The organism is Mycolicibacterium sp. 624, assembly GCF_040548615.1.
Classification (GTDB): domain Bacteria; phylum Actinomycetota; class Actinomycetes; order Mycobacteriales; family Mycobacteriaceae; genus Mycobacterium.
The window spans coordinates 1-24,734 of record NZ_JBEPRZ010000009.1 but is presented as its reverse complement, the minus strand read 5'-3'; the positions used below and the strand labels follow the sequence as shown (position 1 = coordinate 24,734).

Here is a 24,734-nt window from a genome sequence, read left to right as displayed (position 1 = left end):
TGAATGCGCGGCGACGGGTGCTGAGCGCGGATTCGCCTCAGCCAGCACCCTTGCCGTTGTCGACGCGGTACACCGCACCGTGGATCGCCGCGGCGTCGTCGCTGGCCAGAAACGCGATGGTCTTAGCGACGTCGTCTGTCTCCATGAATCCCCGAGGTGAGGCGATGCGCATGATGAGATCCCAGTCAGCACCGTCGGGCGCGACGAACTCGGTGCTCTGCGCCGTCGGCATGCCGCCCGGGCACACGGCGTTGACGCGCAGTTTCTCCTTGGTGAACTCGATCGCCAGCGCGCGGGTCAACCCGATCAGACCGTGCTTCGCCGCGCAGTAGCCCGCCGAGTAGACCTCACCCTCCACGCCCGCGATCGAGCTGACGTTGACGATGTTTCCGTCGGTCTCGAGAAGATGCGGCAGCGCGGCCCGACACAGATAGAACGGGGCGTGCAGGTTCACCGCGAGGTCGCGCTCCCACTCCTCATCGGTCATGGTCGGGGTGTGGCGCATCTGGTGGAATCCCGCGACATTGACCAGAACGTCGAGCCTGCCGAACTCCTCGATGCAGTCCGCCACCGCCTGCCGGCATGCCGCAGACGTGGAGATGTCCACCGAGGCGAACTTCCCATCGGGCACATCGGCGAACACCTCGGTCATCTTCTCGGCGTCACGCGCGATGCCGAAGACAGACGCGCCACGCTCGGCGAAAACCTTCACCGTCGCCGCGCCGAGTCCTGCCGATGCGCCGGTGATGAGCGCGACCTTTTCCGTGAGTGAAGTCATGGCTGCACCCTCTCATGCCGGAATTCGGCTGATCTTGGTGGACAAGCTGCGATACTGCGAACATGTGGATCACCCGTGCCCTCGCTGTCGCCGCCGCGTTCGCCACCGTTGCGCTAGGCGTAGCCAGCCCCGCCAGTGCTGATCGCGTCATGGAGGGCATCTACACCTACACCCAGGGCGACGTCGTCGCCGAGTGGACCGTCTACCCGAGCTGCGTGCCCACCGTCGGTGACCTACGCGAGGAACTGCGCCTCCCGGTGGCCTGCCGCCTGCACGTCGCGTCGTCGACGAACAAGGTGAACGGGGGTGACGCGCGACTGGCTGACGGGCGGTGGGTGTTCTCGACGTCGGTGAAGGAGGGCTTCCAGTGCCCCGACGGCAGCTGGGCGCCGATCCAGGCGTCTTATGAGTTCGACGATGTCAGCATGACCGGCACGCGCACGGTGTCCTACGGCAACGTCTGCAACAACGAGGTGGCCGCCAACCTCGACACCTATCCGTTCACCCTGGCGTTCAATCGGCCGCTGCCGATGCCCGTCCAGCAGTACCCGCTGTACTGCGAGCCCGGCGGCCTGAAGCGCTGCTTCTGAGCCCTTCCGCGGCGACGGGAGGCAAGGTCGCCGACCTGACCGGGCCACGCCAGACCCGGCGCTGGGGTGCCACGTGCACCGATCTCGGCGCCTCGGTGACGGCCCCGAACGGCAGGCTCGTCTCGGTGTTCGGCGACACCTTCTCCGGACGCAAGGTGGGGCGCGGCGACTGGCGTTCGCCGGTCGTGCTGATCGGCACCGGCGATGCCACCGCACGGATCACCTACGACCATGCGGGCGGCCCGGACCCTCGCTACGCCAGGCAGCTGTGGCACTACGACCACGACAACGTGACGTCGGGCTGGACCCGCAGCGGCATCAGCACCGTCATCCCCTCTGACCTGCTGTGCATCGAGGACACCCTCTACCTGCACGTGATCGTCAACCGTGGTTTCGGCAACGTCGTGTGGACCGAGATCTGGACATCACAGGACTCGGGGACCAGCTGGTCACATCTGGGTGATGACGCGGTCTTCCCTGCCGACCTGCACGACGGGCACGCACAGTGCTGGTCATGGGACTACGACCCGTCCGATGGCTGGGTGTACGTGGCGTCCACGGGATTCCAGCGCGACAAGGGCATCGTGCTGCAGCGGGTGCGACCGCACCACCTGGCTGACCGCTCCCGGTACGCGGCGTGGGGGGAGGCGGGCGGACGGTGGTCGTGGGGGGAGCAGGCCACCCCGATCACGCCCGACGGCGAGACCTGGGGTGAGCTGTCGCTGCGTCGTTTGGACTGCGGCCGATGGGTTCTCGGGGGCTTCGCCGCTTCGCGGTACGCGCTGGGCTACCGGGTGCTCGCCGCGCCCACCACGCGGTTGGACTCCGTGTCGCTGCAGACACCCGTCATCGGCACGGCGTGGCGCGACGAGGACCACCGGGGCAACGCGGTGGCCCAGCTCTACGGCGGCTATGTCCTGCCGGGTTCGGTGCTCGACGTGCCCGGCGGCGTCGGCCTGATGGTGTCCCAGTGGCACACCGACAGCGGATGGCCCTACCGGGTCATGCAGTTCAAGGCGACTCTGCGGAGCCTCGATGCGGGCGGCTAGGGTCGGCCGGTGATGTTCGAGCAATCCCGCCTGCAGCGGTACGAACTCCGGATGGAGTGGCCGCTGGCGGCCGTCGCCCTGGCCTTCCTCGCGCTGTTCTCCATCGACGTCCTGTACCAACCGCAGGACACCGTGGACCACATCGTCAAGTACGCGATGTTCCTCTGCTGGGGCGTGTTCTGCGCGGACTATCTGATTCGACTCGGGCTGGCCGAGGCGAGGCTGAAGTGGTTCGTGCGCCACCTGCTCGATCTCGCGATCATCGCGTTGCCCGCGTTGCGTCCGCTGCGGCTGCTGAGCCTGACCGTGGTGATCAACGTCTTGCAGCGGGCCATCGGGCACACCATCCGCGGCAAGGTCATCGTCTACACGGTGTGCGGCGCCGTCGTCATCATCTACTCGGCGTCACTGGCGATCCTGGAGGCCGAACGCGGCGTCCATCCCGACCACGCTTTTGCCAACCTGGGCGACGCGCTGTGGTGGTCGGTCACCACCGTCACGACGGTCGGATACGGCGACACCGTGCCCTCGACCGTCACGGGCAGATTCGTCGCGGTCGCGCTGATGATCGCGGGTGTCAGCCTGCTCGGTGTGGTCACCGCGACGCTGGCGTCCTGGATCGTGGAACGGGTCGCGGCGGAGGACACCACGATCCGGGCCGCCACCGCCGCCCAGATCGATGAGCTTCGTGACGAGATTCGCCAGCTGAGCGAGGCGCTGTCCCGTTCGGCACCCGGCGACCCGAGCCCCGCCAACGGTGAATTGAGCAACCGGGGTGACCGCACTGGATCTACCGCTCATCGCGGGGACGGGCACAATTCGTTGACGTGACGCAAGGTGTGGGGCTCTCGGTTGGTACCGGCAACCTGACCGCAGTGGCGGTGGGTCGCGCTGCGGTGCGGCGCGCAGCGGTCCTGACCAAGTTCACCCACCGGCCCTCGGAGGTCGGGGTTCCCAGCGAGAACCCGAAGCTGGACGAGCGCGGCCTCGTCATCACCGACTTCGTCGACCGGGTCGGCGACCCCGTCGGATTGCTGGCCCCCGACGGCTCGTCGCATCGCGCCGACGCACTGTTGGCCGACGGACTGCGGGCGATGTTCCACACCGTCGCACGCCAGGGGTCCGGGCCCGTGGGGGTGAGCTACCCGGCGCACTGGCGGCCCCCGGCCGTCGACGCGTTGCGCCGCGCGCTGTCGGCGATGCCGGAGTTCGGTGCCCCCAACCCGGTGCTGCTGACGCCCGATTCCGTTGCCGCGCTCACGGCTGTGCAACAGGACCCGGGCGTGCCCGCGCGGGGTGTGATCGCGTTGTGCGACTTCGGTTCCACGGGTACCAGCATCACCCTGACCGATGCCGCCCGGGACTTCGCTCCCGTCGCGCCGACACAACGCCACGTCGACCTGTCGGGTGACCTGATCGACCAGGCACTGCTCACCCACGTGATCGGTGGCCTGAGTTCTGCGGGGACGGTGGATCTGACGGGTACCTCGGCGATCAGCTCACTGTCACGGCTGCGGGCGCAGTGCCGGGCGGCCAAGGAGCGACTGTCAACGTCCGCGGCGACGACGGTGTCCGCGGACCTGCCCGGTCACCGCGGTGAGATCCGCCTGACCCGAACCGAACTCGACGACGCGATCCGGAAACCGCTCGCCGGATTCATCGAGGAGTTGCAGGACATCCTGCAGCGCAGTGGGATTCGGCCGACCGACCTGGTCGCTGTCGCAACGGTCGGCGGCGGAGCGCGCATCCCCATCATCACCACCACGCTGTCGGAGAACCTTCGGGTACCCGTCATCACCACCGCTCATCCCGAGCTGGCGGCTGCCATCGGCGCCGGGCTGCGCGCGGTACGCGGCACCGTCGTCGAGGGCGCCACCGCCATGGCTCCGGCGGCTCCTGCCGCTCCTGCCGCTCCTGCCGCTCCTGCCGCCGCTGCGACCACGGGCCTCGCTCCGGCTGCGCCCGCACCGAGCGCGGCTCCCGGCCCGGTGGGCGGGCTGGCCTGGTCGGATGCGGGTGACGACATCCCCGACGTGGCAGCGCCTTCCGTTGACGAACCACCTCTCGACGGCTGGGACAGTGCCCGGCCCCAGATCGAGTTCGCCGCGCCCGAGGAACCCGACGAGGAACCTGCGCCCTGGTACCGCAGTCCATTCGTGATGATGGCCGGCGGCCTGGCCGTGGTCCTCGCGGCCATCGCCGCCGCCGCCGTGTTCCTGGTCGGTGGCGACGAACCCGCGTCGACCACCACGACCACCACCAACCCGACGGCGACGACCACGACGGCGACCTCATCGGCACCACCGGCCCCCGCCCCGGAGGCGCCCGCGCCGGCGCCCCCGTCGGAACCCGCGGTGGTGAACCCGCCACGACGCACGGTCACCGTGACCGAGGACGAGCCGCCACCGCCCGCACCACCGGCACCGACGGTCACTGAGACGCCGCCGCCACCGCCGACGGAGCCACCACCACCGCCGCCGCCGAGCAGCCCACCACCGAGCAGTCCGCCGCCACTGATCCCGACGCTGCCCTACGAGACCATTCCCGGGCTCCCGTTCGTTCCGTCACCGTTCCAGCCGCCGCAGTCATAGGCTCGCGGTCATGGACGGTCTGCTCTTCGATCCGAACACCTATGACCCGCAGCAGTTCGACGCCGAGACGCGCAGGTTGCTGCGGGCGACCATTGACTGGTTCGAGGGGCAGGGCAAGAACCGCATCCTCGACGACGATCTCACCGCGCAGTGGCCCGCCGACTTCGTCGAATTCGTGAAGCGGGAGAAGTTGTTCGCGACGTTCCTCACGCCGTCCGAGTTCGCAGGCGGCAACCCGAACAAGCGCTGGGACGCGGCTCGCAACGCGGCGCTGGCCGAGATCCTCGGTTTCTACGGGTTGACGTACTGGTACACCGAGCAGGTCACGATCCTCGGGCTTGGGCCGGTCTGGCAGAGCGAGAACAAGGACGCCAAACTCAGGGCCGCCGACGACCTCGAGGCCGGCCAGGTGATGGCTTTCGGACTGTCCGAGCGCAAGCACGGCGCCGACGTGTACAGCACCGATATGGTCCTGACTCCCGCAGGCGAGGAGGACCGAGCCAACGGCATCCTCTACCGGGCGACGGGGGAGAAGTACTACATCGGCAATGGCAATGTCGCCAGTCTGGTGTCGGTGTTCGGTCGCCGCGATGACGTGGCCGGTTCCGGCGACCGAGACGACGCGTACGTCTTCTTCGCCGCCGACAGCCGCCACGACAACTACCGGCTGATCGGCAATGTCGTGCACATGCAGATCTATGTGAGCACCTTCCGCCTCGAGAACTACCCGGTGCGCGCCGAGGACATCCTGCACACCGGCGTGGAAGCCTTTGCCGCGGCACTCAATACGGTCAATGTCGGCAAGTTCAACCTGTGCTCGGCCTCCATTGGGATGGCCGAGCACGCCTTCTACGAGGCCATCACCCACGCACAGAACCGCATCCTCTACGGCAACCCGGTCACCGACTTCACCCACGTGCGGGCCAACTTCGTCGACGCGTATTCGCGCCTGGTCGCGATGAAGCTGTTCAGCAGGCGCGCCGTCGACTACTTCCGTAGCGCGAGCCTGCAGCATCGCCGGTATCTGCTGTTCAACCCGATGACCAAGGCCAAGGTCACGATGGAGGGCGAGACGGTGATACGGGCTCTGCATGATGTCATCGCCGCCAAGGGCTACGAGAAGAACACGATGTTCCGTGAGGTCGCCCAGTTGATCGGGTGCCTGCCCCGACTGGAGGGCACGGTGCACGTCAACGTCGGCCTGGTGCTCAAGTTCATGCCGAACTACATGCTCAATCCCAAGCAGTACCCGCCGATTCCGGTCCGCGACGACCCGACCGATGACGTGTTCTTCTGGAACCAGGGGCCGACCCGCGGAGCGGGCAAGGTGCAGTTCGCCGACTGGGCGCCGGTCTACGAGCAGCACACCCGGATTCCGAACGTCGCGGTGTTCTACGAGCAGGCCCAAGCCTTCCGGGATCTTCTCGTCACCGCCGCGCCCGACGCCGACCAGCAGAAGGACCTCGACTTCCTGCTCAATGTCGGGCATCTGTTCTCGCTCATCGTCTACGGCCAGCTGATCTTGGAGCAGGCCGCGCTGACGGGTCTCGACGACGACATGGTGGACCAGATCTTCGACTTCCAGGTCCGCGACTTCAGCGCTTACGCCGTTGCGTTGCACGGTAAGCCGACCGCCACGGCCGCCCAGCAGGAGTGGGCACTGTCGGTGATCCGCAAGCCGGTACCCGACACCGGGCGATTCACGCGGATATGGGAGCGGGTGCGCGCGTACGACGGCGCCTACGAGATGGCGCCATGACCGCGGCGGTGCCAGAATTGATGCATGGACTCGGGCCCGTCCGGGCCGGATAGCGGTGTTCCGTTCGGACCTCGGTCGGAATGGAGACACCATGATCACCATCTACGCACTGGCCGCGGCGGCCAGCCTGGGCCTGCTGTTTCTGGGGCAGAGCATTCGCGTCGTGAAGCAGTTCGAACGGGGTGTCGTGCTTCGGTTCGGCCGGGTGCGGTCGAGCGTCAAGGGGCCGGGGCTCGCGATGCTGATACCCGTCGCCGATCGCCTCCAGAAGGTGAACATGCAGATCATCACGCTGCCCGTGCCCGCACAGGACGGCATCACCCGGGACAACGTGACCGTTCGGGTGGATGCCGTCATCTACTTCAACGTGGAGGATCCGGTGCGCGCCGTGGTCGACGTGCAGGATTACCACTCCGCCATCGGGCAGGTCGCGCAGACGTCGCTGCGGTCGATCATCGGCAAGAGCAACCTCGATGACCTGCTGTCCAACCGCGAGCGACTCAACGAGGGTCTGGAGCTGCTGATCGACAGTCCGGCACTCGGGTGGGGAATCCACATCGACCGCGTCGAGATCAAGGACGTGGTGCTGCCCGATTCGATGAAGCGGTCGATAGCCCGCCAGGCCGAGGCGGAACGCGAGCGACGTGCCAGAGTCATCACCGCCGACGGCGAGTTACAGGCGTCGACGAAACTGGCGCAGGCGGCCGAGGTGATGGCCGAGCAGCCGGCGGCGCTGCAGCTACGTCTCCTGCAGACGGTCGTCGAGGTCGCGGCGGAGAAGAACTCCACCCTGGTGCTGCCGTTCCCCGTCGAACTGCTGCGGTTCCTCGAACGGTCCACACCGTCGGGGTCCGCACCATCGGACACCGTGGACACCGGGGACACCGTGGACACCGGGGACACCGCGATGCACTCGGTCACGGCATCGGATCCGCCGCAACTGAGTGCATCGCAGCCGGATGGGCTGGCTGTGGGTCAGGCCATCTCGGGAACGCGTAGGTGAGCGATCGCCAATTCGAAGTCACGTTCCTCGAAGATCAGGGCGGCCGCATCCTCGGACACCGAGCCCTTGAGCCGCTCAATCTCGTCGTGATTGCGCTCGATCGCCTCGGCGCTCTCGAAGGCCACCGATGTCACCCCGCGGCCTGTTGCCTTGTCCACCAATAGGCTTGCGCTGCAGAGTCCGTCAAGTTGCTGCATAGCTGGCAGGGCTGATCTGAACACCTCGATGCCCGCGTCGACGTTGGCGGGGTCGACATTGGCCCAGGTCACCCGGACACAGGCGCCCTCACCGGCCTCCTGCTCGCGGTGCAGGACCGCGATCTCCCACTCATCGACGGTGGGGCTGCCGCCGTCGCCGAAGATCTCCGCGGCGCGGTTGCGGACTTCCTGGACAGCCGGTCCGCTCGCGCGCATCGCGTCCTCGGACTCCCAGGCGCTGGTGGTGATGCAGCGGCCGGATTCCCGATCTACCAACAGGGATATGCCGATGTGGCCATCCAGGCCCTCGAGCAGGGGCATCACCGTCTCGCGAATGTAGGCAATGCCGGCGTCTACAGATGAGGGCGTGGCCTCAACCGTCGTTGTTCGTGCATACACAATCTGCTCCCTCTGGACGGGGCAGCGTCCCGACGGCGCCGCCGTCGGGTCTTATGGTCCTCCGCTGAGAGCCGAGTGGCAATGGATCCTCAGTACTGGCCGTGACGCCGAGTGCCACTCACCGCGGAGCGTGGCAACCGTCCGGCGCGTGAATGACCGGCCAGGCGGTCACCGTCGACGACGACGTCAAAGTCGAGGTTCAGCCGCATCGGCTTGGTGGCCGACTGCCGCCAAGTGGCTCGCGACCCGGTGAGGGCCAGGTCCTGCAGCCGCACAGTGTCGTCCTTCAGGGTCGCCGAACCACTTAGCGCCCCAGCGGATTCGGTGAACAGGTAAACGACAGCCAATGACCCGATCGGAGTCTTGATGGTGACGTCCCACGTCCCGGCGAGCACGCTCATCAGAACTCCACCGGCGTGCGTCCAGCGGCCGTCCACACTGTGCCGCGCCGCTCGTAGGCGAACAACTCCTCAACTGCGAGTGCGACGCGTGAACCGTAGCTGCGCTCCAGCAGGTGAAGGGCCAGGTCGAGTCCTGATGTCACCGCGCCTGCGGTGACGAGATCGCCGTCATCGACGACACGTGCATGGACGGCGTTGACGCCGGTGGCGTCCAGCACGTCCATGCCGAGGTGATGGGTGGCGGCGTTGCGGCCCTCGATGAGGCCTGCCATCGCCAGGGCCAACGCGCCGCCGCACACCGTGGCGACCGTGACATCGGGATTGGCCAGCGCCTTTCGCAACAGGTCGACGGCAGCGGTCTGGCCGAACCGGGACAGCAGGACGGGGATGGTCTCGACCCCCTCGTCCGGATCGCCCGAGACGGGCCCCGAAGCGCCGGGCACGATGACGTACCCGGGCTTGGCCGGGTCCAGTGCCGCGCTGGCCTGCAACACCAGTCCGCGGGTGCCGCTGCGCACCGGGCGCGGGCCCTCCGCCGACACCAGCGTCACCTCAAGGTCGCCGCCGACGGCCTCGCTGCCCGCGGCAAGGACTTCGAAGGGGGCGATGACGTCTAGCGGGTCGAACCCGTCGAACAGAACGATTTGTGCGTGCATCAGCCCATCGTGTCCGTCAGCCTGGACGCCCACTAGTGGCCAGAATGACAGTAAGCAACGGAATCTTGCCACCCCTCTGATACCGTGCGCGCCGTGCACACCGTTGCCGTTCTTGCGTTGCCCGACACCATCGCATTCGACCTGGCCACGCCCGTCGAGGTCTTCGGGCGCACGGTGTCCGTGTCCGGGGAGCCGTGCTACCGAGTGTTGGTCTGTGGAACCGATCCCGTGGTCACCGCGGGACCGCTGCGCATAGCCACCGACCTCGGACTCGATGCGCTGGCCGACGTGGACACGATCATCGTCCCCGGGCGCGACGTGGCGACGGCGCCGCCGCAGGCCGTCCTCGATGCACTCGTCGCCGCGTACGCCAGGGGTATCCGCATCGCGTCCATCTGCTCCGGCGCATTCACCCTGGCCGCCGCGGGCCTTCTCGACGGCAGGCGCGCAACCACGCACTGGGTGGCCGCCGACGCATTCCGCTCGGCGTTTCCGGCGGTCCACCTCGATGCGGACGTGCTCTACGTCGACGAGGGGCAGGTGCTGACGTCGGCCGGCGCCTCGGCGGGACTCGACCTGTGCCTGCACATGGTGGCCCGCGACCACGGAACCGCGGTCGCCGCCGACGCCGCACGACTGGCGGTGGCACCACTTCACCGCAGCGGGGGTCAGGCGCAGTTCATCGTGCGAAACCGGCCCACCGCCAACGGTATTGGCGAACACGCCACGCTCGCCGACGTTCTCGCCTGGATCGAGCGGGAGGCGCATCGTGACCTCGCGCTGTCCGATATCGCGGCCAGGGCGGCGGTCAGCGTCCGCACTCTCAACCGCCGGTTCGCCGCCGAGACGGGCCAGACTCCGATGCAGTGGCTGACCGGCGTGCGCGTCCGTCATGCACAGCAGTTGCTCGAGACGACGACCATGGGGGTGGAGCGCATCGGCCGCGAGGTCGGCTTCAGCTCACCTGCCAACTTTCGCGAGCAGTTCCGCAGGCTCGCAGGGGTCTCACCGCAGAACTATCGCCACACCTTCCGCGACCGCATCGCCGGCTGACGGTCAGTGGCTGGGCGGCTTCTTCTCGATCACCAACTGGGCCAGGGGAATCCGAATCTGTACCGGAGCGGCGGCCAGGCGTTGGGCGACACCGTTCTCCAGCGCGTCGAGGAATGACCCCACGGGTTGGGCGCGGGTGCCATCGAGTGCCAGCGCCAGCGTCGGGAACAGCGAGGCCCGCAGGAACGCCGCCCAGCGTGTGCCGAAGGTGTCCGTGTCTCGGTCGCTCTGGTAGAGCTTCCAGAACCGGTCCTCGGCGTCGAACAACTCCATGTGCGTTATCGACAGCTTCTCGAAGGTGCCCGATGGCGCAAAGGGTGACTCGAAGTCCTTTGCGGTGCGTCCGACGATCGGCACCGACATGCGACCGTGTTCCTCGGCGGTGAGCGCGGCGGTGCCGGCGAGTTCGGTGAGCGTGTCCGTCAGGGCGTCCAGGACCGGACCGAACCCCAACTGACCGTCCTCGTCGACGCCCATCGTGGTCACGACTATCTGCCCGCCGGGGCACAACTCGCGACCACGGAAGGCCACGAACTCGTGCCAGTCGTGGGCGGCCTGCCTGGCATACGCCGCGCGAATCCGCTCGTCACCGCTGTATGCCGCAAGGAGGTGACCGTCGACAGGCATAGGCACCTTGGCCAGCCACTGCAGCGCCCACGACGACCAACCAAGGTTCACGCTGTTCGACGGCAGGATCTGCGAGTAGTACGACCGTCCGACGGCCGATGCGAAGGATGCGTGATCTCGCTGCAGGTAGCTGTCCGGATCGTCGGTCAGGGTGCGGAACAACGCGGTGAAGTCGTTCTCGGGCACGTCTGTGTGGGTGACCAGGATGGAATGCTCGGGGCGGGTGCGCTTGCGCAACACCGCGATCGCCGCGCTGATCGGAAGAACGGAGTTGTACCCGGTTCCCGCGCCATAGTCGGCGATCACGATGGGACGTGGCGAGCGGGGGATCGGCGCCACCGCTGCGGCATGCTCGAAAAGCGTTATCGCCTGCCGCAATCCGGCTGCCTGCAGCCGCGAGGCAGCGCTGTACCAGGCGCTGTCCTTGGCCTCCGGCCGCACCACGACGCTCGACTCGCGCATGACTGAGACGGTAGTCCGTCAGGTGCGGATCACGCTTGTCAGTTGACGAGATGGCGGTGCGGTGGCCGGCGTGTCAGACTGCGGAACATGAGTCGGGGGACTGCGCCACGTGTACTCACGCTGGTAGCGGTGCTGACAATGCTGGTGTCGGCCATCGGCTTCGTGGTCGCGCTGATCCTGAACGCCTTCGTCTTCGACGAGTACGACGCCTACGGCGAGGTGCCGATCCCCGGTTCGAGCAGCCTGGTGCTGCCCGAGGGCGAGGTTCTCATCACCTTCCACACGGTGGTCATCGGCGGCACCAGCGGTAGCGGACTACCCGTCCCACAGATGTCCATCAGCATCGTGCCGCCCGAGGGCGTGCCCGACCCCGTCCTCACCGAGGACATCGGGGGAACCACGACGGTTAACAACGACGCCCGGGTGCGGGTGTGGGTGGCGCAGGTCCCCACCGCGGGCACCTACGACATCACCACCGACGGCAACGTCAGCGCCTTCCTGGAGCCCCGACTGGCCTTCGGTCATTCGAGCAACCACGGCTACCTGCCGGTCGTCTTCGCCGTCGTGTTCGGCATTGCCGTTCTCGACCTGATCATCGCGCGGGTCTGGGCCGGCCGGGTCAGGTCGAGTTCGTGGCGACCCGTAAATCTGGAGCAGCCGATCAGCTCGTACACACCCACCGATCAGGGCATCCGATTGCAACACTTGGAGACCCTGGCCCGGCTGCGTGGCTCGGGCGCCCTGACCCAGGAGGAGTACGAGTCCGAGAGGAAACGGGTCCTCGACGGGCTCTGATGGCGGTGCATCACACCGGAATGATGGGGATCTTCTTCATTGCGCTCTCTCGCGGGTCGGGCGCGCCAGCCGCGGCCCTGTGGTTCTCCTCGCCGCGGGTGTAGGTCCACACGCAGAAGGGTTCACCCTCGGCGAACTTGAAGTCGGACGGCGGCAAGTTGATGTCGAGCTTGCACCCGGGAAAGAACGGAGCCGAGATCCTCTGCTCGAACGTGCAATTCATCCAGGCGCGCTTCGGCGGGTACAGGCCTTCGTCGGTGTACTTCTGCAAGACCTCGCAACGGCGCATGTTGAGGACAACGTGATCCTCGTTGATCACGATGTACTCGCCGCCGTAACCCAGCGTGCCGTCGATGCTCAGAACAGCCAGCTTGAGGAAGTCCACGACGTGCACGGGCTCGATGTTGAGCACCTTCGCCAGTTTTGGGTACTGGTAGTCGATGATCAGTTGATACATGTCCGGAAGGCCTAGCCAGACGTCTTCCTCGGGGATGATCTTGGTCCATTGGTCGATGAAGTAGTTGTGGCCCTTCAGATACTGATCCCAATAGGTCTGGATCAGCCGCAGCAAGGCGTCTTTGGTCAGATCCTCGGTCTGCACGTCGAACGGGATGGCTTGATACTGGGCGTTCTTCCAATCCCACCCGGGCGGCGCGATGAAGCGTCCCATCGGCAGCACCTGGCGCATGACCGCGCGCGACACCTCGGCCGCAACGTCCATGGCGGCGTTGATGCCGACCATCTTCGAATAGGTCGCGACGTGGGCGTAGGGCATGAAGTTCAAGACGTCTTCGAAGACGCGTGCTTGCCCCTTCAGGAAATCTCGCGAGAAGTCCTGGATGTTGCCGACCTTGCCCATGAAGTCATGGGTGTAGTCGTCGTAGTTCAATTCGGTTGTGTCGCTGGACATTAGGCTCCCTGTGTATGGCAATTGCATATGACTTCGCAGTGGTGACACCCGAGGGAGTCATAATCTGTCGAAGTGGCAGAATGTGACATCGGTGAGTCTAGGAAGGCCTGCGAGGGTTGCAGAACGGCCTGTCCCACTGAATGGACACCAGCCGGCACCGTCGCGGGCTCAATGGATGTCGGCGCAGTTAGGCTCACCGATGACGACTGACCAGCCGGACGGATGGGGGAGCACCGCGTGAAGGCGCCGAGCAGGCCGACGCTGACCGAGCGCCGAGCCGAGGATCTCCGCATGGATATCGCGCTTGCCGCACGCGACATATTCCTCGCCGATGGCACGACAGCGGCAACGGTCGAACGCATCTGCGAGGCCGTGGGCATTGCGCCACGCACGTTCCATCGACACTTCCCGGTCAAGGAAGACGTCGTCATGCCGCTATTCCGTCAGTTCGGCAACCTCAGCGTTCAAGTCCTGCAACGGGCCCCAGCCGGAGGCGACGTCGTTGACGTCTTGATCGAGGCGTTCGGCACCGAGTTGACCAAGCGCGGCGAAGTCGAGATCGGCCGCAGATTCATGGCGCTTGTGCTCGCTGACCCTCAGTACCGACTGCGCTGGCTGGACTGGGGTCAGGATCTGGCCGAGCCGATCTCAGACTTCCTTGGTGAGCGTTTCGATCTCGGTGCAGATCCGTTCGAGCGCACGCTGCCAGCGCAACTGGTGATCCAGGTCTGTCGGCACGCTTACGCGTTCTGGGTCGACAGTGGAGACTTCGCCAGCCTGGAGTCTGCGTTGCGTCGTGGTTTCGACATGACACTTCGATGCCTGCCGAGGCGGGCGGACAAACCCAAGGCGGGCGCTGACGGGAACTGAGGGATCAGTGCCCGCGGGCAACCCACTCGTCGTAGTGCACGATCTCGTCACCGATCTTCGTCGTGTCCCCGTGGCCGGTGTAGACGACCGTCTCGCCGGGCAGCATGCCAAGGCGCTTGGAGATGGAGTCGAGGATGGTCGGGAAGTCCGAGTAGGACCGTCCGGTGGCGCCCGGCCCGCCCTCGAACAGGGTGTCGCCGCTGATGACGGCGTTCAGGTCCGGTACGTACCAGCACACCGAACCCGGTGAGTGCCCGGGGGTGTGCATGGCCTTGAGCTCGACGCCGCCGACGGACAGGGTGGCGCCGTCCTCGAAGGAGCGGAACTCCTTGTCCGGGTGCGTCATCCGCCACAGCATGTCGTCGGCCGGATGCAGCAGCACCGGCGCGTCCAGCGTCTTACCGAGCTCGGGGGCGACGGTGATGTGGTCGTTGTGGCCGTGTGTGCACACCACCGCGACGACGTTGCGGCCGCGCACGGCGTCCACGATCGGCTGCTCGACGTGGGCGGCGTCGAAGACGATGACGTCGGAGTCGTCGCCGATGAGCCAGATGTTGTTGTCGACGTCCCAGCTGCCGCCGTCGAGTTCGAACTTTCCGCTGGTGACCAGGCGTTCGATGCTGACCATCAGTATTCTCCGTTCATCGCGCGAGCGTTCATCACAGGATCACCACGGAACGCAGTACCTCACCGGCGTGCATCTTGTGGAAGGCGTCCTCGATACCGTCCAGGCCGATGCGCTCGGAGACGAAGCGCTCCAAGGGAAGTCGTCCCTGGCGGTACAGGCTGATCAGGGTGGGGAAGTCACGCTCGGGCAGGCAGTCGCCGTACCACGACGACTTCAGCGAGCCGCCGCGGGAGAAGAAGTCCACCAGCGGCATCTCGAGGGTCATATCCGGTGTCGGCACGCCGACCAGGACGACGGTGCCGGCCAGATCGCGGGCGTAGAACGCCTGCTTCCAGGTCTCGGGCCGTCCGACCGCGTCGATGACGACGTCGGCGCCGTTGCCCTCGGTCAGGTCCTGGATGGTCTCGACGACGTCGAATTCACCTGCGTTGATGGTGTGGGTGGCGCCGAAGTCGCGCGCCCAGTTCAGCTTGGTGTTGTCGGTGTCCACCGCGATGATCTTCTTCGCACCCACCAGTGCCGCACCGGCGATCGCCGCGTCACCGACGCCGCCGCAGCCGATCACCGCGACGGTGTCGTCACGGGTGACCGCGCCGGTGTTGATCGCCGCGCCGATACCGGCCATCACGCCGCAGCCCAGGAGCCCGGCCACGGCCGGGTCGGCCTCGGGGTCGACCTTGGTGCACTGTCCCTGATGCACCAGGGTCTTGTCGGCGAAGGCGCCAATGCCCAGCGCGGGGGTGAGTTCGGTGCCGTCGGTCAGCGTCATCTTCTGGGTGGCGTTGAACGTGTCGAAACACAGCTGAGGGCGGCCGCGTTTGCAGGCCCGGCATTCCCCACACACCGCGCGCCAGTTCAGGATGACGAAGTCGCCGGGGGCGACATGGGTGACGCCCTCGCCGACCGCTTCCACGGTGCCTGACGCCTCGTGGCCGAGCAGGAACGGATACTCGTCGTTGATGCCGCCCTCGCGGTAGGTCAGATCGGTGTGGCACACCCCGCAGGCGATGATGTCGACAACGACTTCGCCGGGACCCGGATCGGGGATGACGATATCGACCAACTCGACGGGTTGTTTCTTGCTCCGGGAGATCACACCGCGCACTGTCTGACTCATGCCTACAACCTAGTGGGGCACACTTGTCGGGTGAGCGTTCGACCTCCCGCGGTGTACCTCTCGCATGGCGCGCCACCGCTCGTCGACGACGAGCGCTGGGTTTCGGAACTCCGGCAGTGGTCGGCCGACCTGCCCAGACCCACCGCGATCCTGATGGTGTCGGCGCACTGGGAGGCCGCTCCTCTGACCATCGGCTCCACCACCACCGAAACCCCTTTGACGTATGACTTCTGGGGTTTCGCGGACCGCTACTACGACGTCACCTATGACTCGCCCGGCGCGCCAGGGCTGGCCGCCGCCGTCGCGGCGATGATGCCCGACGGCGTGCCTGTCGTGCATGATCCGGACCGACGGCTGGACCACGGCGCCTACGTGCCGCTGACGGTGATGTATCCGCAGGCCGACGTTCCCGTCCTACAGATCTCCATGCCGACCCTGGACCCCCAGGGACTTCTCGAGCTCGGCGCCCGCCTGCGCCCGCTGCGGGACGAGGGCGTGCTGATCATCGGGTCCGGTTTCACCACGCACGGCCTGCCGTACCTGACCGACCCGACGCCGGGGGCGACGCCACCGGCGTGGTCCGTCGAGTTCGACGCGTGGGCCTCTGAGCGGCTGGCGGCCGGCGACCTCGACGGGCTTGTCGACTTTCGCGCCAAGGCGCCGGGAATGCCGTATGCCCATCCGACCATCGAGCACTTCGCGCCGCTGTTCGTCGCGCTCGGCGCATCCGACGATCCCGAGCAGGCGCCGCGGCAGGTGATCGACGGCTACTGGATGGGGCTGGCGAAGCGATCGATCCAACTGGTGTGACGGTGTCGGCCGCGCCACGAGTAGCATCCAGCGCGTGACCGCGCTCGACGTGATCTCCGAATGGCCGGTGCCGACCGCCGCGGCAGCAGTGCTCGGCCCGTCCGGTGTGCTGGCCCAGTATGGGGATGTCGGGCGCCGATTCACGCTGGCGTCGGTGACCAAGCCGCTCGTGGCGCGCGCCGCGCAGGTCGCGGTCGAGGAGGGCGTCGTCGATCTGGACACGCCCGCGGGCCCGCCGGGATCGACGATTCGCCACCTGCTCGCGCACACCTCCGGCTACTCGATGCGCTCGGAGACGACGCAGGCGGAGCCGGGCACACGGCGGATCTACTCCAACTACGGCTTCGAGGTCCTGGCCGAGGCCATTGCGCAGGCGTCGGACATCCCGTTCGACCGCTACCTCGCCGAGGCTGTTTTCGAACCGCTCGGGATGACGTCGTCGACGTTGTTGGGTGGGTCGGAGGCCGCGGGCTTCGGTGCTGTGTCGACGGTCGCCGACCTGACCGCGTTCGGGGCCGATCTGCTCCGTCCCGCCCTGGTGTCACCTCAGATGCACGCCGACGCGACGTCGGTGCAGTTCCCGGGGCTGGCCGGCGTGTTGCCCGGGTATGGGAGCCAGCGCCCCAACGACTGGGGTCTGGGCTTCGAGATCCGCGACGGCAAGACGCCGCACTGGACTGGTGCCGCGAACTCCGCGCGGACGTTCGGACACTTCGGCCAGTCGGGCACTTTCATCTGGGTCGATCCGGCCGCTGACCTGGCACTCGTGGTGCTGACGGACCGTGATTTCGATGCGTGGGCGCACCCGCTGTGGCCGGCGTTATCTGATGGAGTGCTGAGAGAATTCGAACGACACTAGCGCAACACGGGTCCCACAAGGCACAATAGACACGCGCGAAACAATTGCATCTATTCGGTAACGCCAGGCCGTTGGGGAAGACGTCCCAGGTGGAGCCGAAGGAGCAGAGTATGCGTGCGTCGAACCAATTCGCCGACGCGACGACAGGTGTGGTGTACGTGCACGCCTCACCCGCGGCGGTATGCCCACATGTCGAGTGGGCGCTTTCGTCGACCCTGTCGGCGCGAGCGAACCTGAAGTGGACGGCGCAACCGGCCATGCCTGGCCAGTTGCGCGCGGTCACGAACTGGATCGGCCCGGTGGGCACCGGTGCGTCGCTGGCCAATGCCCTGAGGGCGTGGTCGGTGCTGCGCTTCGAGGTCACCGAGGACCCGAGTGAGGGAGTGGACGGGCACCGCTGGTGCCACACTCCTCAGCTCGGTCTGTGGAACGGCGCCATGAGCGCCAACGGTGACGTGATGGTCGGCGAGATGCGTCTGCGCGGACTGATGAACTCGGGTGCGGAGACGCTTGCCTCGGAACTCGACACGGTGCTCGGCACGGCGTGGGACGAAGCGCTTGAGGCCTATCGCGGCGGTGGCGACACCGGCGAGATGACCTGGCTCAACCGCGGCGTGGGCTGATCCTCTAGATACGGACTACGGCCGCAGGATCGTCAGCGCGCCCGGCACCGCGGACACCTCGACTGGCAGTGGGCAGACGAATTCCCCGTCGGCATAGGCGTTTATGTCGGGGCACTCGACGTTGATCACCTTGGCTCGTTCAGTGCGCACCGCGTCGAGGTTGACGTGGGTGCCCTTGAACACCGTCGGGAACAGTCGGATCAGCTTGGTGCGCGAGGCCGACTGCACCATCGTCACGTCCAGCATGCCGTCGGAGTGATCGGCGCCTGGGGTGATCAGCATGCCGCCGCCGTAGCTGCGCGTGTTTCCGAACGCCGCCAGGGTGAGGTCGATGCTGAGTTCCTCGCCGCCGTCGAAGGTCAGCCGGAACGGCAGGAGGCGCAGCTTGGACAACTCGGCGACCATGGCCAGGTTGTAGCGCATCCGTCCGTGCGGCCACGTCATGCGGTTGGTCCGGTCGGTGACCAGCGAGTCGAATCCGGCGGCCATCACGGTGCCGAACCAACGGTCGGTTCCGTCGGCGCCGCGGATGCGACCGAGGTCGATGGTCTCGGCTATGCCGTCGAGCACGATATCGGCGGCTGCCGCGGGATTGTCTGTCGGCAAGCCGAATTCGCGGGCGTGGTCATTGCCAGTGCCGGCAGGGATGATGCCCAGCGGGACATCGCCGAGTGCCAACGCCTGCAAGGCCACCGACACGATGCCATCACCCCCGATGACCACCAGGGCGTCGGTGCCGCGCGCCAGTTCCTCGTCGAGCAGTCGACGGGCGTGGGCGGCGTCGTGCCCGACGATCGCGCAGACGTCGACACCGCGTTGTTGGAACCGCGCCACCGCCCGCTCGGCCGCGTGCGGCGCGCTGCCGTGCCCCGATGCGGGGTTGGTCAGCACGGTGACACGGCCCGGTGGTGTGCGGGTCACGGGATCAGCTTGCCCGGGTTCAGGATTCCGGCGGGGTCGAGTACCGCCTTCACGGCGCGCAGCACCTCGACGCCGAGATCGCCGATCTCGTCACGCATCCACGGCCGGTGATCGGCGCCGACAGCGTGATGGTGCGTGATCGTCGCACCGCAGCTGACCATCGCGTCTGATGCCGCCCTCTTGGCCCTGTGCCACTGCTCGATCGGGTTACCCCGCTGCCCGGCGACGACGGTGAAGTACAGGGATGCTCCGGTGGGATACACATGGGAAATGTGGCACAGCACAAGAGCCGGAGTGCCGGATTCGGCCAGCGAGGTGGTGAGCGCCTCGGTGACGGCGGCCTTGAGGGCGGGCACGCGGTCCCAGTTGACCGCAGTCTCGAGGGTCTCGCACAGCGCCCCCGCCGACAGCAGCGAATCACGGAGGTAGGGCGCTCCGAACCTGCCGTGCTCCCACGCGCGTGCCGGACCCTCACCGAGTGACGTCGCACCCTGGCTCTCGAGCAGTGCGCGTGTCTCGGCGTGCCTGCTGTCGGCATGCGCCGCGGTGCCCTCGAAGACCGTGATCGCCAGGCAGCCACCGGTGATCGACTGCTCGCCGATGTTGTCGGTGGTGGCGAGGTTGACACCGGTCTCGGCCTCGTCGGACAGCCGGATCACCGTCGGTCCGGTGCCGGTCTGCGCGACGGCGCGCAGGGCGGCGGCACCGGTGGCGAAGTCGGGGAAGGACCAGGCCTCGTAGCGGGTGGCCTCGGGGACGGGGTGCACGCGAACGCGTACTCGGGTGATGACCCCGAAGACGCCCTCGGATCCGAGGATCAACTGGCGCAGATCGGGACCCGCGGCAGATGCCGGGGCACGGCCCAGGTCGAGCACGCCCGCCGGTGTCACCACGCGCAGGCCCCGGACCATATCGTCGAATCGTCCGTAGCCCGCGGAGTCCTGGCCTGAGGACCGCGTCGCGGCGAACCCGCCGATGGTGGCGAACTGGAAGCTCTGCGGAAAGTGGCCGAGCGAGAAACCGCGTGCGTCAAGGAGGCGTTCGGCGTCGGGACCGGTCACACCAGCGCCGAGTTCAGCCTCACCCGACACCTCGTCGAGTCGGTGCAGTTGGTCGAGACGCCGGAGGTCGAGCGAGACGACGGCCTTGAAGTCACCCCGTAGCGGGTCGAGGCCACCGACGACGCTGGTACCGCCGCCGAACGGCACGACCGCGATGCTTCGCTGCGCGCACAACGACAACACGGCAGCCACCTCGTCCTCGTCGCCGGGCAGCAGCACCGCGTCGGGTGCGTCCTGGACTCCGGTATCCCTGCGGCGCAACAGGTCCAGTGTGGACTTTCCCCCCGCGCGCAGCAGTCTGCCGATGTCGTCGGAGACACAATGCGCCTCACCGACGACGGCGATCAGAGCCTTCGCGTCAGCGGCCGACAGTGCCGACGGCCGCAACCGGACCTCCTCGGCCGTCAGTTCGGTGCCCGCGATGGCCTCCACGCCCAGGGCTTGGTGCAGAAGGGTGCGAATGCCGTCCGAGAGGGGCTTGGCGGCGGCGGGGTCACCCCACGCATTCCACGACATCGGGGGCAGCATCTGGTCGTCCGATCGAGTCATGCGTTACAGTATTACAGATGATGTCAATCAGTAACGATGACATGGAGGAACCGGTCGGCGATCGCATCCTCGACGCCGCCGCGAGCTGCGTGCTCTCCTACGGCGTTGACCGCGTGACCCTCGCCGAGATCGCCCGCCGCGCCGGCGTCAGCCGACCCACGGTCTACCGGCGATTTCCCGATACCCGCTCGATCCTGGCCGCCCTCCTCACGCTGCGGATCACCCGCGCGCTCGACGACGTGCCGTCCCGCGGCGTTGGCCGCGAACTGCTCGTCGAGCGGGTCGTCAGCGTGGCTGATCTGCTGCGGCTCGACGAGGTCATCATGGCTGTCCTGCACCAGGCGCCCGACATGGCGATGGTGTACCTGTCCGAACGGCTGGGCACCAGCCAGCAGATCCTGCTCGACACCGTTGCAGGCGAGATCAAGTCTGCCCAGGACGAGGGCAGCGTTCGACCCGGCGACGCCCGCGAACTCGCCGCAATGAGCCTGCTGATCGCCCAGTCCACGATCCTGTCGGCCGACCTGATCAGGCCGATCCTGGACACCGAGCCGCTGGCCACCGAGCTGGCACACGCCCTGAACGGATACCTCAAGCCATGACCCCATCCACCGCGCTGTCCGCCGCCCGCCGTGCCACCGACCTCGCCGCGCTCGGTGACGGCGAGATCGTCGATGTCGTCGTCATCGGCGGCGGCATCACCGGCACCGGCATCGCGCTCGACGCCGCCACCCGGGGCCTGTCAGTGGTGCTGGTGGAGAAGCATGACCTCGCGTTCGGGACCAGTCGGTGGAGTTCGAAGCTGGTGCACGGCGGGCTGCGCTACCTGGCCACCGGCAACGTCGGCATCGCTCGCCGCAGCGCCATCGAGCGGGGAATCCTGATGACGCGCAACGCCCCTCATCTGGTCAAGGCGATGCCGCAACTCGTTCCGCTGCTGCCGTCGATGAACGCCGCGTCACGGGCGTTGGTGCGCGTCGGTTTCGTTGCGGGGGATGGCCTTCGCAAGCTCGCCGGCACGCCTGCGGCGACCCTGCCGCGTTCGCGTCGTATCGACGCCCGCCGTGCCGTGGAGCTGGCTCCCACCGTGCGGCGCGCCGGTCTGCAGGGCGGCCTCCTGGCCCATGACGGGCAGCTGATCGATGACGCTCGCCTGGTCACCGCGGTGGCGCGCACCGCGGCGCAGAACGGTGCGCGCATCCTCACCCGGGTCGCCGCGTCGGAGGCCACCGGGACATCGGTGCGGTTGACCGATGAACTGACCGGCGAAACCGTCGACGTGCGGGCGCGCGCGGTGATCAACGCCGCGGGCGTGTGGGCCGGTGACGTCGACAGCGCCATCCGGCTGCGGCCCAGCCGCGGCACACACCTGGTGTTCGACGCCGCGGCGTTCGGCAATCCCACTGCGGCCCTGACGATTCCGATTCCGGGGGCGATCAATCGCTTCGTCTTCGCGATGCCCGAGCAGCTCGGCCGCGTCTACCTGGGGCTCACCGACGAGGACGCTCCGGGGCCGATTCCCGACGTGCCGCAGCCGACACCGGAGGAGACCACGTTCCTGCTCGACACCGTCAACACGGCCCTCGACGTCGCGCTGACTCGCGATGACGTGATCGGCGCCTATGCCGGTCTGCGGCCACTCATCGAGCTCGGATCGGATCGGAGGGCAGGAACGAAGCGACCCGGGAAGGAGGTCAGCACTGCCGACGTGTCGCGTGAGCACGCCGTCGTCGAGTCCGCCAACGGCGTCATCAGCGTCATCGGGGGCAAGCTCACCGAGTACCGGTACATGGCCCAGGACGTCCTCGACCGCGCCGCCGCACTGCGTGGGCTGGACGCCGGACCCTGCCGGACGCGCAACCTGCCCTTGGTCGGCGCCCCCGCCAATCCGGTGTCGACCCTGCGTTCGCCGGCCGAACTGCCCGCTGCGATGCCCTCGTCGCTGGTTGCCCGCTACGGTGCGGAGGCGCCCAACGTGATCGCCCGGGCCACCTGCGATCGGCCCACCGCCCCCGTGGCGGACGGAATCGACGTCATCCGAGCCGAATTCGAGTACGCCGTCACCCACGAGGGTGCGCTGAGTGTCGATGACATCCTCGACCGGCGCACACGCATCGGCCTGGTCGCCGGCGACCGCGAGCGCGCCGTGCCGGCCGCCCAGGAGTTCGAGGGCCTCGCACGCGGGTAGTCAGGTGTTGAGCAACGCGTCTCGCACCGCGGAGACGGTGTGGCGTTGCCAGATCGCCTGAACCGGCACGAGTAACGGCGGTTCGAGGTCGACAACGGTGATTCGACCCTGCATCGCCGATCCCGCGTCCGCGGTGACCAGGGCGATGGCACCGGTTGTGAGGGGAGCGGCCACCATCGCGGCACCCTGGACGCGACTGACGACGTAGTCCGGCTCGAATCCTGCGCGGCGGCATGCACCCATCAGGAAGTCGGTGAAGTACGACGCGCCCGGAGGTGCCCACAACGCGAGCCGCTCACCCGCGAGGTCGGTGATATCGACGCACGACGCCGCCGCGAACCGGTGATCCGATGGAATCGCCACGCGCACTCGGTGATACCCGATGACGGCTGCCGCGAATTCTCCCGTCGGGACGACGCCGCGTCGCAGCCCGAGCTGGACGGTCCCGTCGAGCACCGCCTCCGTGAGACGGTCGGGGTACATCTGTCGGAGGGTGAACGACACCTCGGGAAACGCGTCGATCGCCGGCTCGAGGAGGGCGTATACCTCAGCCCCGCTGAGTGCGGGACTGTGTCCCACCGCCCAGGCCTGCTGGCCGGCGGCGGCGAGCCGGACGTGGTCGCCGATCGTGTGAGCTGCCGCCAGAAGTGGTCGCCCCTCGTGGAGCAACGCACGACCAGCGGGTGTCAACGAGATGCGGCGGCCCTCGCGGTGGAACAACGTTGTGCCCAGCTCAGATTCGAGCTGCCGTACCGAGCTGCTCAACGCCTGCTGGCTCAGGTGCAGTTCGACCGCGGCGCCGGTGAAGCTGCCTGCCTCGGCGACGGCGATGAACTGCTGGAGCCGCCGAAGGTCAGGTATCACAACCACAAACAATACTTGTGAAAACATCCGATTGTCGTGTTTTTCATTTGTGTTCGACGTCGTTAGCGTCGAGGCATGAGCGAACTCGCAGGCAAATCAGCAATCGTCGCCGCCGGAGCCAAGAATCTCGGCGGACTGATCAGCACCACCCTCGCCACGAGGGGAGTCAACGTCGCGGTGCACTACAACAGCGACTCGAGCGCAGCCGATGCGGACGACACCGTCGCCGCCGTCGAGGCTGTGGGTGCGCGAGCGATCAAGGTGCAGGGCGACCTGACCAAACCGGCCAACGTGACAGCGCTGTTCGATGCGGCCGTCGGAGCATTCGGTGGAATCGACATAGCGGTCAACACCGTAGGCAAGGTGCTCCGCAAGCCCATCGTGGAAACCACTGAGGCGGAATATGATTCGATGTTCGACATCAACTCCAAGGCCGCCTACTTCTTCCTGCAGGAGGCGGGCAGACGACTCAATGACAACGGGTCGGTGATATCGGTGGTGACATCACTGCTGGCGGCCTACACCGACGGCTACTCGACGTACGCGGGTGCCAAGAGTCCGGTGGAGCACTTCACCCGTGCCGCATCGAAGGAATTCGGTGTGCGTGGCATCAACGTCAACAATGTCGCACCAGGGCCCATGGACACACCCTTCTTCTACCCGCAGGAGACGCCGGAACGCGCCGAGTTCCACAAGTCGCAAGCTATGGGCAACCGGCTCACGGATATCTCCGACATCGCCCCGTTGGTCGTGTTCCTCGCCGGGGACGGGCACTGGATCAACGGTCAGACGATATTCGCCAACGGCGGCTACACGACACGCTGAGACTCTCCTGCCCAACTGACCGCGAGCGACACCAAAGCCCCTGATACGCGGGGTATGAAGTGGTCCCCAGAAGTTGGACTCTGGCGTTTGGAGCTTAAGCCGCAAGGGTCTGAGCCCGGTATTGGACCGGGCTCAGGCCCTTGAGCTTT

Annotated in this window: 26 protein-coding genes; 15 read left to right on the top strand and 11 right to left on the bottom strand. The window is 67.1% G+C overall.

Annotated features, from left to right (window positions below):
* Positions 1–37 precede the first annotated feature (37 nt).
* Positions 38–778 carry an SDR family NAD(P)-dependent oxidoreductase gene (locus ABIA65_RS28655; protein WP_241404563.1) on the bottom strand — a complete coding sequence of 247 codons (741 nt, stop codon included), beginning with the start codon at positions 776–778 and terminating at the stop codon, positions 38–40.
* A 62-nt stretch (positions 779–840) separates the two neighbouring features.
* Between ABIA65_RS28655 and ABIA65_RS28650 the strand changes: the two genes are divergently transcribed.
* The 6 genes from ABIA65_RS28650 (at position 841) to ABIA65_RS28625 (ending at position 7,770) form a co-directional block, all read left to right on the top strand.
* Entirely contained in the window at positions 841–1,368 is a 528-nt protein-coding gene (locus ABIA65_RS28650) for a hypothetical protein (RefSeq protein WP_241404564.1), read from the top strand.
* Positions 1,365–2,417 carry a glycoside hydrolase family 183 protein gene (locus ABIA65_RS28645; protein WP_354525853.1) on the top strand — a complete coding sequence of 351 codons (1,053 nt, stop codon included), beginning with the start codon at positions 1,365–1,367 and terminating at the stop codon, positions 2,415–2,417. The genes ABIA65_RS28650 and ABIA65_RS28645 overlap by 4 nt, the downstream gene beginning before the upstream one ends.
* 12 nt (positions 2,418–2,429) lie before the next feature.
* Positions 2,430–3,248, top strand: coding sequence for a potassium channel family protein (locus ABIA65_RS28640; RefSeq protein WP_354525677.1), 819 nt, complete (start codon positions 2,430–2,432; stop codon positions 3,246–3,248).
* Positions 3,245–5,008 (top strand): Hsp70 family protein, encoded by a 1,764-nt coding sequence (locus ABIA65_RS28635; protein ID WP_354525676.1) that lies wholly within the window; start codon positions 3,245–3,247, stop codon positions 5,006–5,008. Before ABIA65_RS28640 ends, ABIA65_RS28635 begins: the two co-directional genes overlap by 4 nt.
* Before the next feature lie 10 nt (positions 5,009–5,018).
* Positions 5,019–6,767: an acyl-CoA dehydrogenase family protein gene (locus ABIA65_RS28630; protein WP_354525675.1), complete on the top strand. Its 1,749-nt coding sequence runs from the start codon at positions 5,019–5,021 to the stop codon at positions 6,765–6,767.
* A 91-nt stretch (positions 6,768–6,858) separates the two neighbouring features.
* Positions 6,859–7,770, top strand: coding sequence for an SPFH domain-containing protein (locus ABIA65_RS28625; protein ID WP_354525674.1), 912 nt, complete (start codon positions 6,859–6,861; stop codon positions 7,768–7,770).
* On the opposite strand, the gene ABIA65_RS28620 is transcribed toward ABIA65_RS28625, so the two are convergent.
* The 3 genes from ABIA65_RS28620 to ABIA65_RS28610 form a co-directional block, all read right to left on the bottom strand.
* Complete coding sequence (locus tag ABIA65_RS28620; RefSeq protein ID WP_241404569.1) at positions 7,743–8,366, bottom strand: antibiotic biosynthesis monooxygenase; 624 nt, start codon at positions 8,364–8,366, stop codon at positions 7,743–7,745. The two genes, ABIA65_RS28625 and ABIA65_RS28620, sit on opposite strands and share 28 nt — an antisense overlap.
* A gap of 89 nt (positions 8,367–8,455) precedes the next feature.
* Positions 8,456–8,767 (bottom strand): hypothetical protein, encoded by a 312-nt coding sequence (locus ABIA65_RS28615; RefSeq protein ID WP_354525673.1) that lies wholly within the window; start codon positions 8,765–8,767, stop codon positions 8,456–8,458.
* Complete coding sequence (locus ABIA65_RS28610; RefSeq protein WP_354525672.1) at positions 8,767–9,423, bottom strand: DJ-1/PfpI family protein; 657 nt, start codon at positions 9,421–9,423, stop codon at positions 8,767–8,769. The genes ABIA65_RS28615 and ABIA65_RS28610 overlap by 1 nt, the downstream gene beginning before the upstream one ends.
* A gap of 93 nt (positions 9,424–9,516) precedes the next feature.
* Here ABIA65_RS28610 and ABIA65_RS28605 point away from each other — a divergent pair, with 93 nt between their 5' ends.
* The gene (locus tag ABIA65_RS28605) at positions 9,517–10,476 is read left to right on the top strand and encodes a GlxA family transcriptional regulator (RefSeq protein WP_354525671.1); all 960 of its coding nucleotides are present in this window, start codon (positions 9,517–9,519) and stop codon (positions 10,474–10,476) included.
* A 3-nt stretch (positions 10,477–10,479) separates the two neighbouring features.
* Here the strand turns inward: ABIA65_RS28605 and ABIA65_RS28600 are convergent, their stop codons facing one another.
* Positions 10,480–11,565 (bottom strand): class I SAM-dependent methyltransferase, encoded by a 1,086-nt coding sequence (locus ABIA65_RS28600; protein WP_354525670.1) that lies wholly within the window; start codon positions 11,563–11,565, stop codon positions 10,480–10,482.
* Between the two features lie 87 nt (positions 11,566–11,652).
* On the opposite strand from ABIA65_RS28600, the gene ABIA65_RS28595 reads away from it, so the two are divergent.
* A complete protein-coding gene (locus tag ABIA65_RS28595; RefSeq protein WP_354525669.1) occupies positions 11,653–12,360 on the top strand; it encodes an SHOCT domain-containing protein in 708 nt (235 codons plus the stop codon).
* 10 nt (positions 12,361–12,370) lie between these two features.
* Here the strand turns inward: ABIA65_RS28595 and ABIA65_RS28590 are convergent, their stop codons facing one another.
* Positions 12,371–13,270: a hypothetical protein gene (locus ABIA65_RS28590; protein ID WP_354525668.1), complete on the bottom strand. Its 900-nt coding sequence runs from the start codon at positions 13,268–13,270 to the stop codon at positions 12,371–12,373.
* A 237-nt stretch (positions 13,271–13,507) separates the two neighbouring features.
* Between ABIA65_RS28590 and ABIA65_RS28585 the strand changes: the two genes are divergently transcribed.
* Positions 13,508–14,140, top strand: a complete 633-nt coding sequence (locus ABIA65_RS28585; RefSeq protein WP_241404576.1) for a TetR/AcrR family transcriptional regulator — start codon at positions 13,508–13,510, stop codon at positions 14,138–14,140.
* Positions 14,141–14,144: 4 nt separating this feature from the next.
* Here the strand turns inward: ABIA65_RS28585 and ABIA65_RS28580 are convergent, their stop codons facing one another.
* Both ABIA65_RS28580 and ABIA65_RS28575 read right to left on the bottom strand, forming a co-directional pair.
* On the bottom strand, positions 14,145–14,768 hold the full coding sequence (locus ABIA65_RS28580; protein ID WP_354525667.1) for an MBL fold metallo-hydrolase: 624 nt from the start codon (positions 14,766–14,768) through the stop codon (positions 14,145–14,147).
* 31 nt (positions 14,769–14,799) lie between these two features.
* The gene (locus ABIA65_RS28575; protein ID WP_354525666.1) at positions 14,800–15,885 is read right to left on the bottom strand and encodes an S-(hydroxymethyl)mycothiol dehydrogenase; all 1,086 of its coding nucleotides are present in this window, start codon (positions 15,883–15,885) and stop codon (positions 14,800–14,802) included.
* Between the two features lie 30 nt (positions 15,886–15,915).
* On the opposite strand from ABIA65_RS28575, the gene ABIA65_RS28570 reads away from it, so the two are divergent.
* The 3 genes from ABIA65_RS28570 (at position 15,916) to ABIA65_RS28560 (ending at position 18,177) form a co-directional block, all read left to right on the top strand.
* Complete coding sequence (locus tag ABIA65_RS28570) at positions 15,916–16,695, top strand: dioxygenase family protein (RefSeq protein WP_354525665.1); 780 nt, start codon at positions 15,916–15,918, stop codon at positions 16,693–16,695.
* 34 nt (positions 16,696–16,729) lie between these two features.
* Positions 16,730–17,554, top strand: coding sequence for a serine hydrolase domain-containing protein (locus tag ABIA65_RS28565; RefSeq protein WP_354525664.1), 825 nt, complete (start codon positions 16,730–16,732; stop codon positions 17,552–17,554).
* 110 nt (positions 17,555–17,664) lie between these two features.
* The gene (locus ABIA65_RS28560; protein WP_354525663.1) at positions 17,665–18,177 is read left to right on the top strand and encodes a DUF3145 domain-containing protein; all 513 of its coding nucleotides are present in this window, start codon (positions 17,665–17,667) and stop codon (positions 18,175–18,177) included.
* A 15-nt stretch (positions 18,178–18,192) separates the two neighbouring features.
* On the opposite strand, the gene ABIA65_RS28555 is transcribed toward ABIA65_RS28560, so the two are convergent.
* Both ABIA65_RS28555 and ABIA65_RS28550 read right to left on the bottom strand, forming a co-directional pair.
* Positions 18,193–19,098 carry a diacylglycerol kinase gene (locus ABIA65_RS28555; protein ID WP_354525662.1) on the bottom strand — a complete coding sequence of 302 codons (906 nt, stop codon included), beginning with the start codon at positions 19,096–19,098 and terminating at the stop codon, positions 18,193–18,195.
* The gene (locus ABIA65_RS28550) at positions 19,095–20,675 is read right to left on the bottom strand and encodes an FAD-binding oxidoreductase (RefSeq protein WP_354525852.1); all 1,581 of its coding nucleotides are present in this window, start codon (positions 20,673–20,675) and stop codon (positions 19,095–19,097) included. The genes ABIA65_RS28555 and ABIA65_RS28550 overlap by 4 nt, the downstream gene beginning before the upstream one ends.
* 50 nt (positions 20,676–20,725) lie before the next feature.
* Between ABIA65_RS28550 and ABIA65_RS28545 the strand changes: the two genes are divergently transcribed.
* Together ABIA65_RS28545 and ABIA65_RS28540 are read left to right on the top strand one after the other, a co-directional pair.
* On the top strand, positions 20,726–21,310 hold the full coding sequence (locus ABIA65_RS28545) for a TetR/AcrR family transcriptional regulator (protein ID WP_354525661.1): 585 nt from the start codon (positions 20,726–20,728) through the stop codon (positions 21,308–21,310).
* Positions 21,307–22,896, top strand: coding sequence for a glycerol-3-phosphate dehydrogenase/oxidase (locus ABIA65_RS28540; RefSeq protein WP_354525660.1), 1,590 nt, complete (start codon positions 21,307–21,309; stop codon positions 22,894–22,896). Before ABIA65_RS28545 ends, ABIA65_RS28540 begins: the two co-directional genes overlap by 4 nt.
* Here ABIA65_RS28540 and ABIA65_RS28535 read toward each other — a convergent pair whose 3' ends face one another.
* Positions 22,897–23,757 carry a LysR family transcriptional regulator gene (locus ABIA65_RS28535; RefSeq protein ID WP_502919636.1) on the bottom strand — a complete coding sequence of 287 codons (861 nt, stop codon included), beginning with the start codon at positions 23,755–23,757 and terminating at the stop codon, positions 22,897–22,899.
* Between the two features lie 78 nt (positions 23,758–23,835).
* Here ABIA65_RS28535 and ABIA65_RS28530 point away from each other — a divergent pair, with 78 nt between their 5' ends.
* The gene (locus tag ABIA65_RS28530) at positions 23,836–24,585 is read left to right on the top strand and encodes an SDR family oxidoreductase (RefSeq protein WP_354525658.1); all 750 of its coding nucleotides are present in this window, start codon (positions 23,836–23,838) and stop codon (positions 24,583–24,585) included.
* Positions 24,586–24,734: the final 149 nt, after the last annotated feature.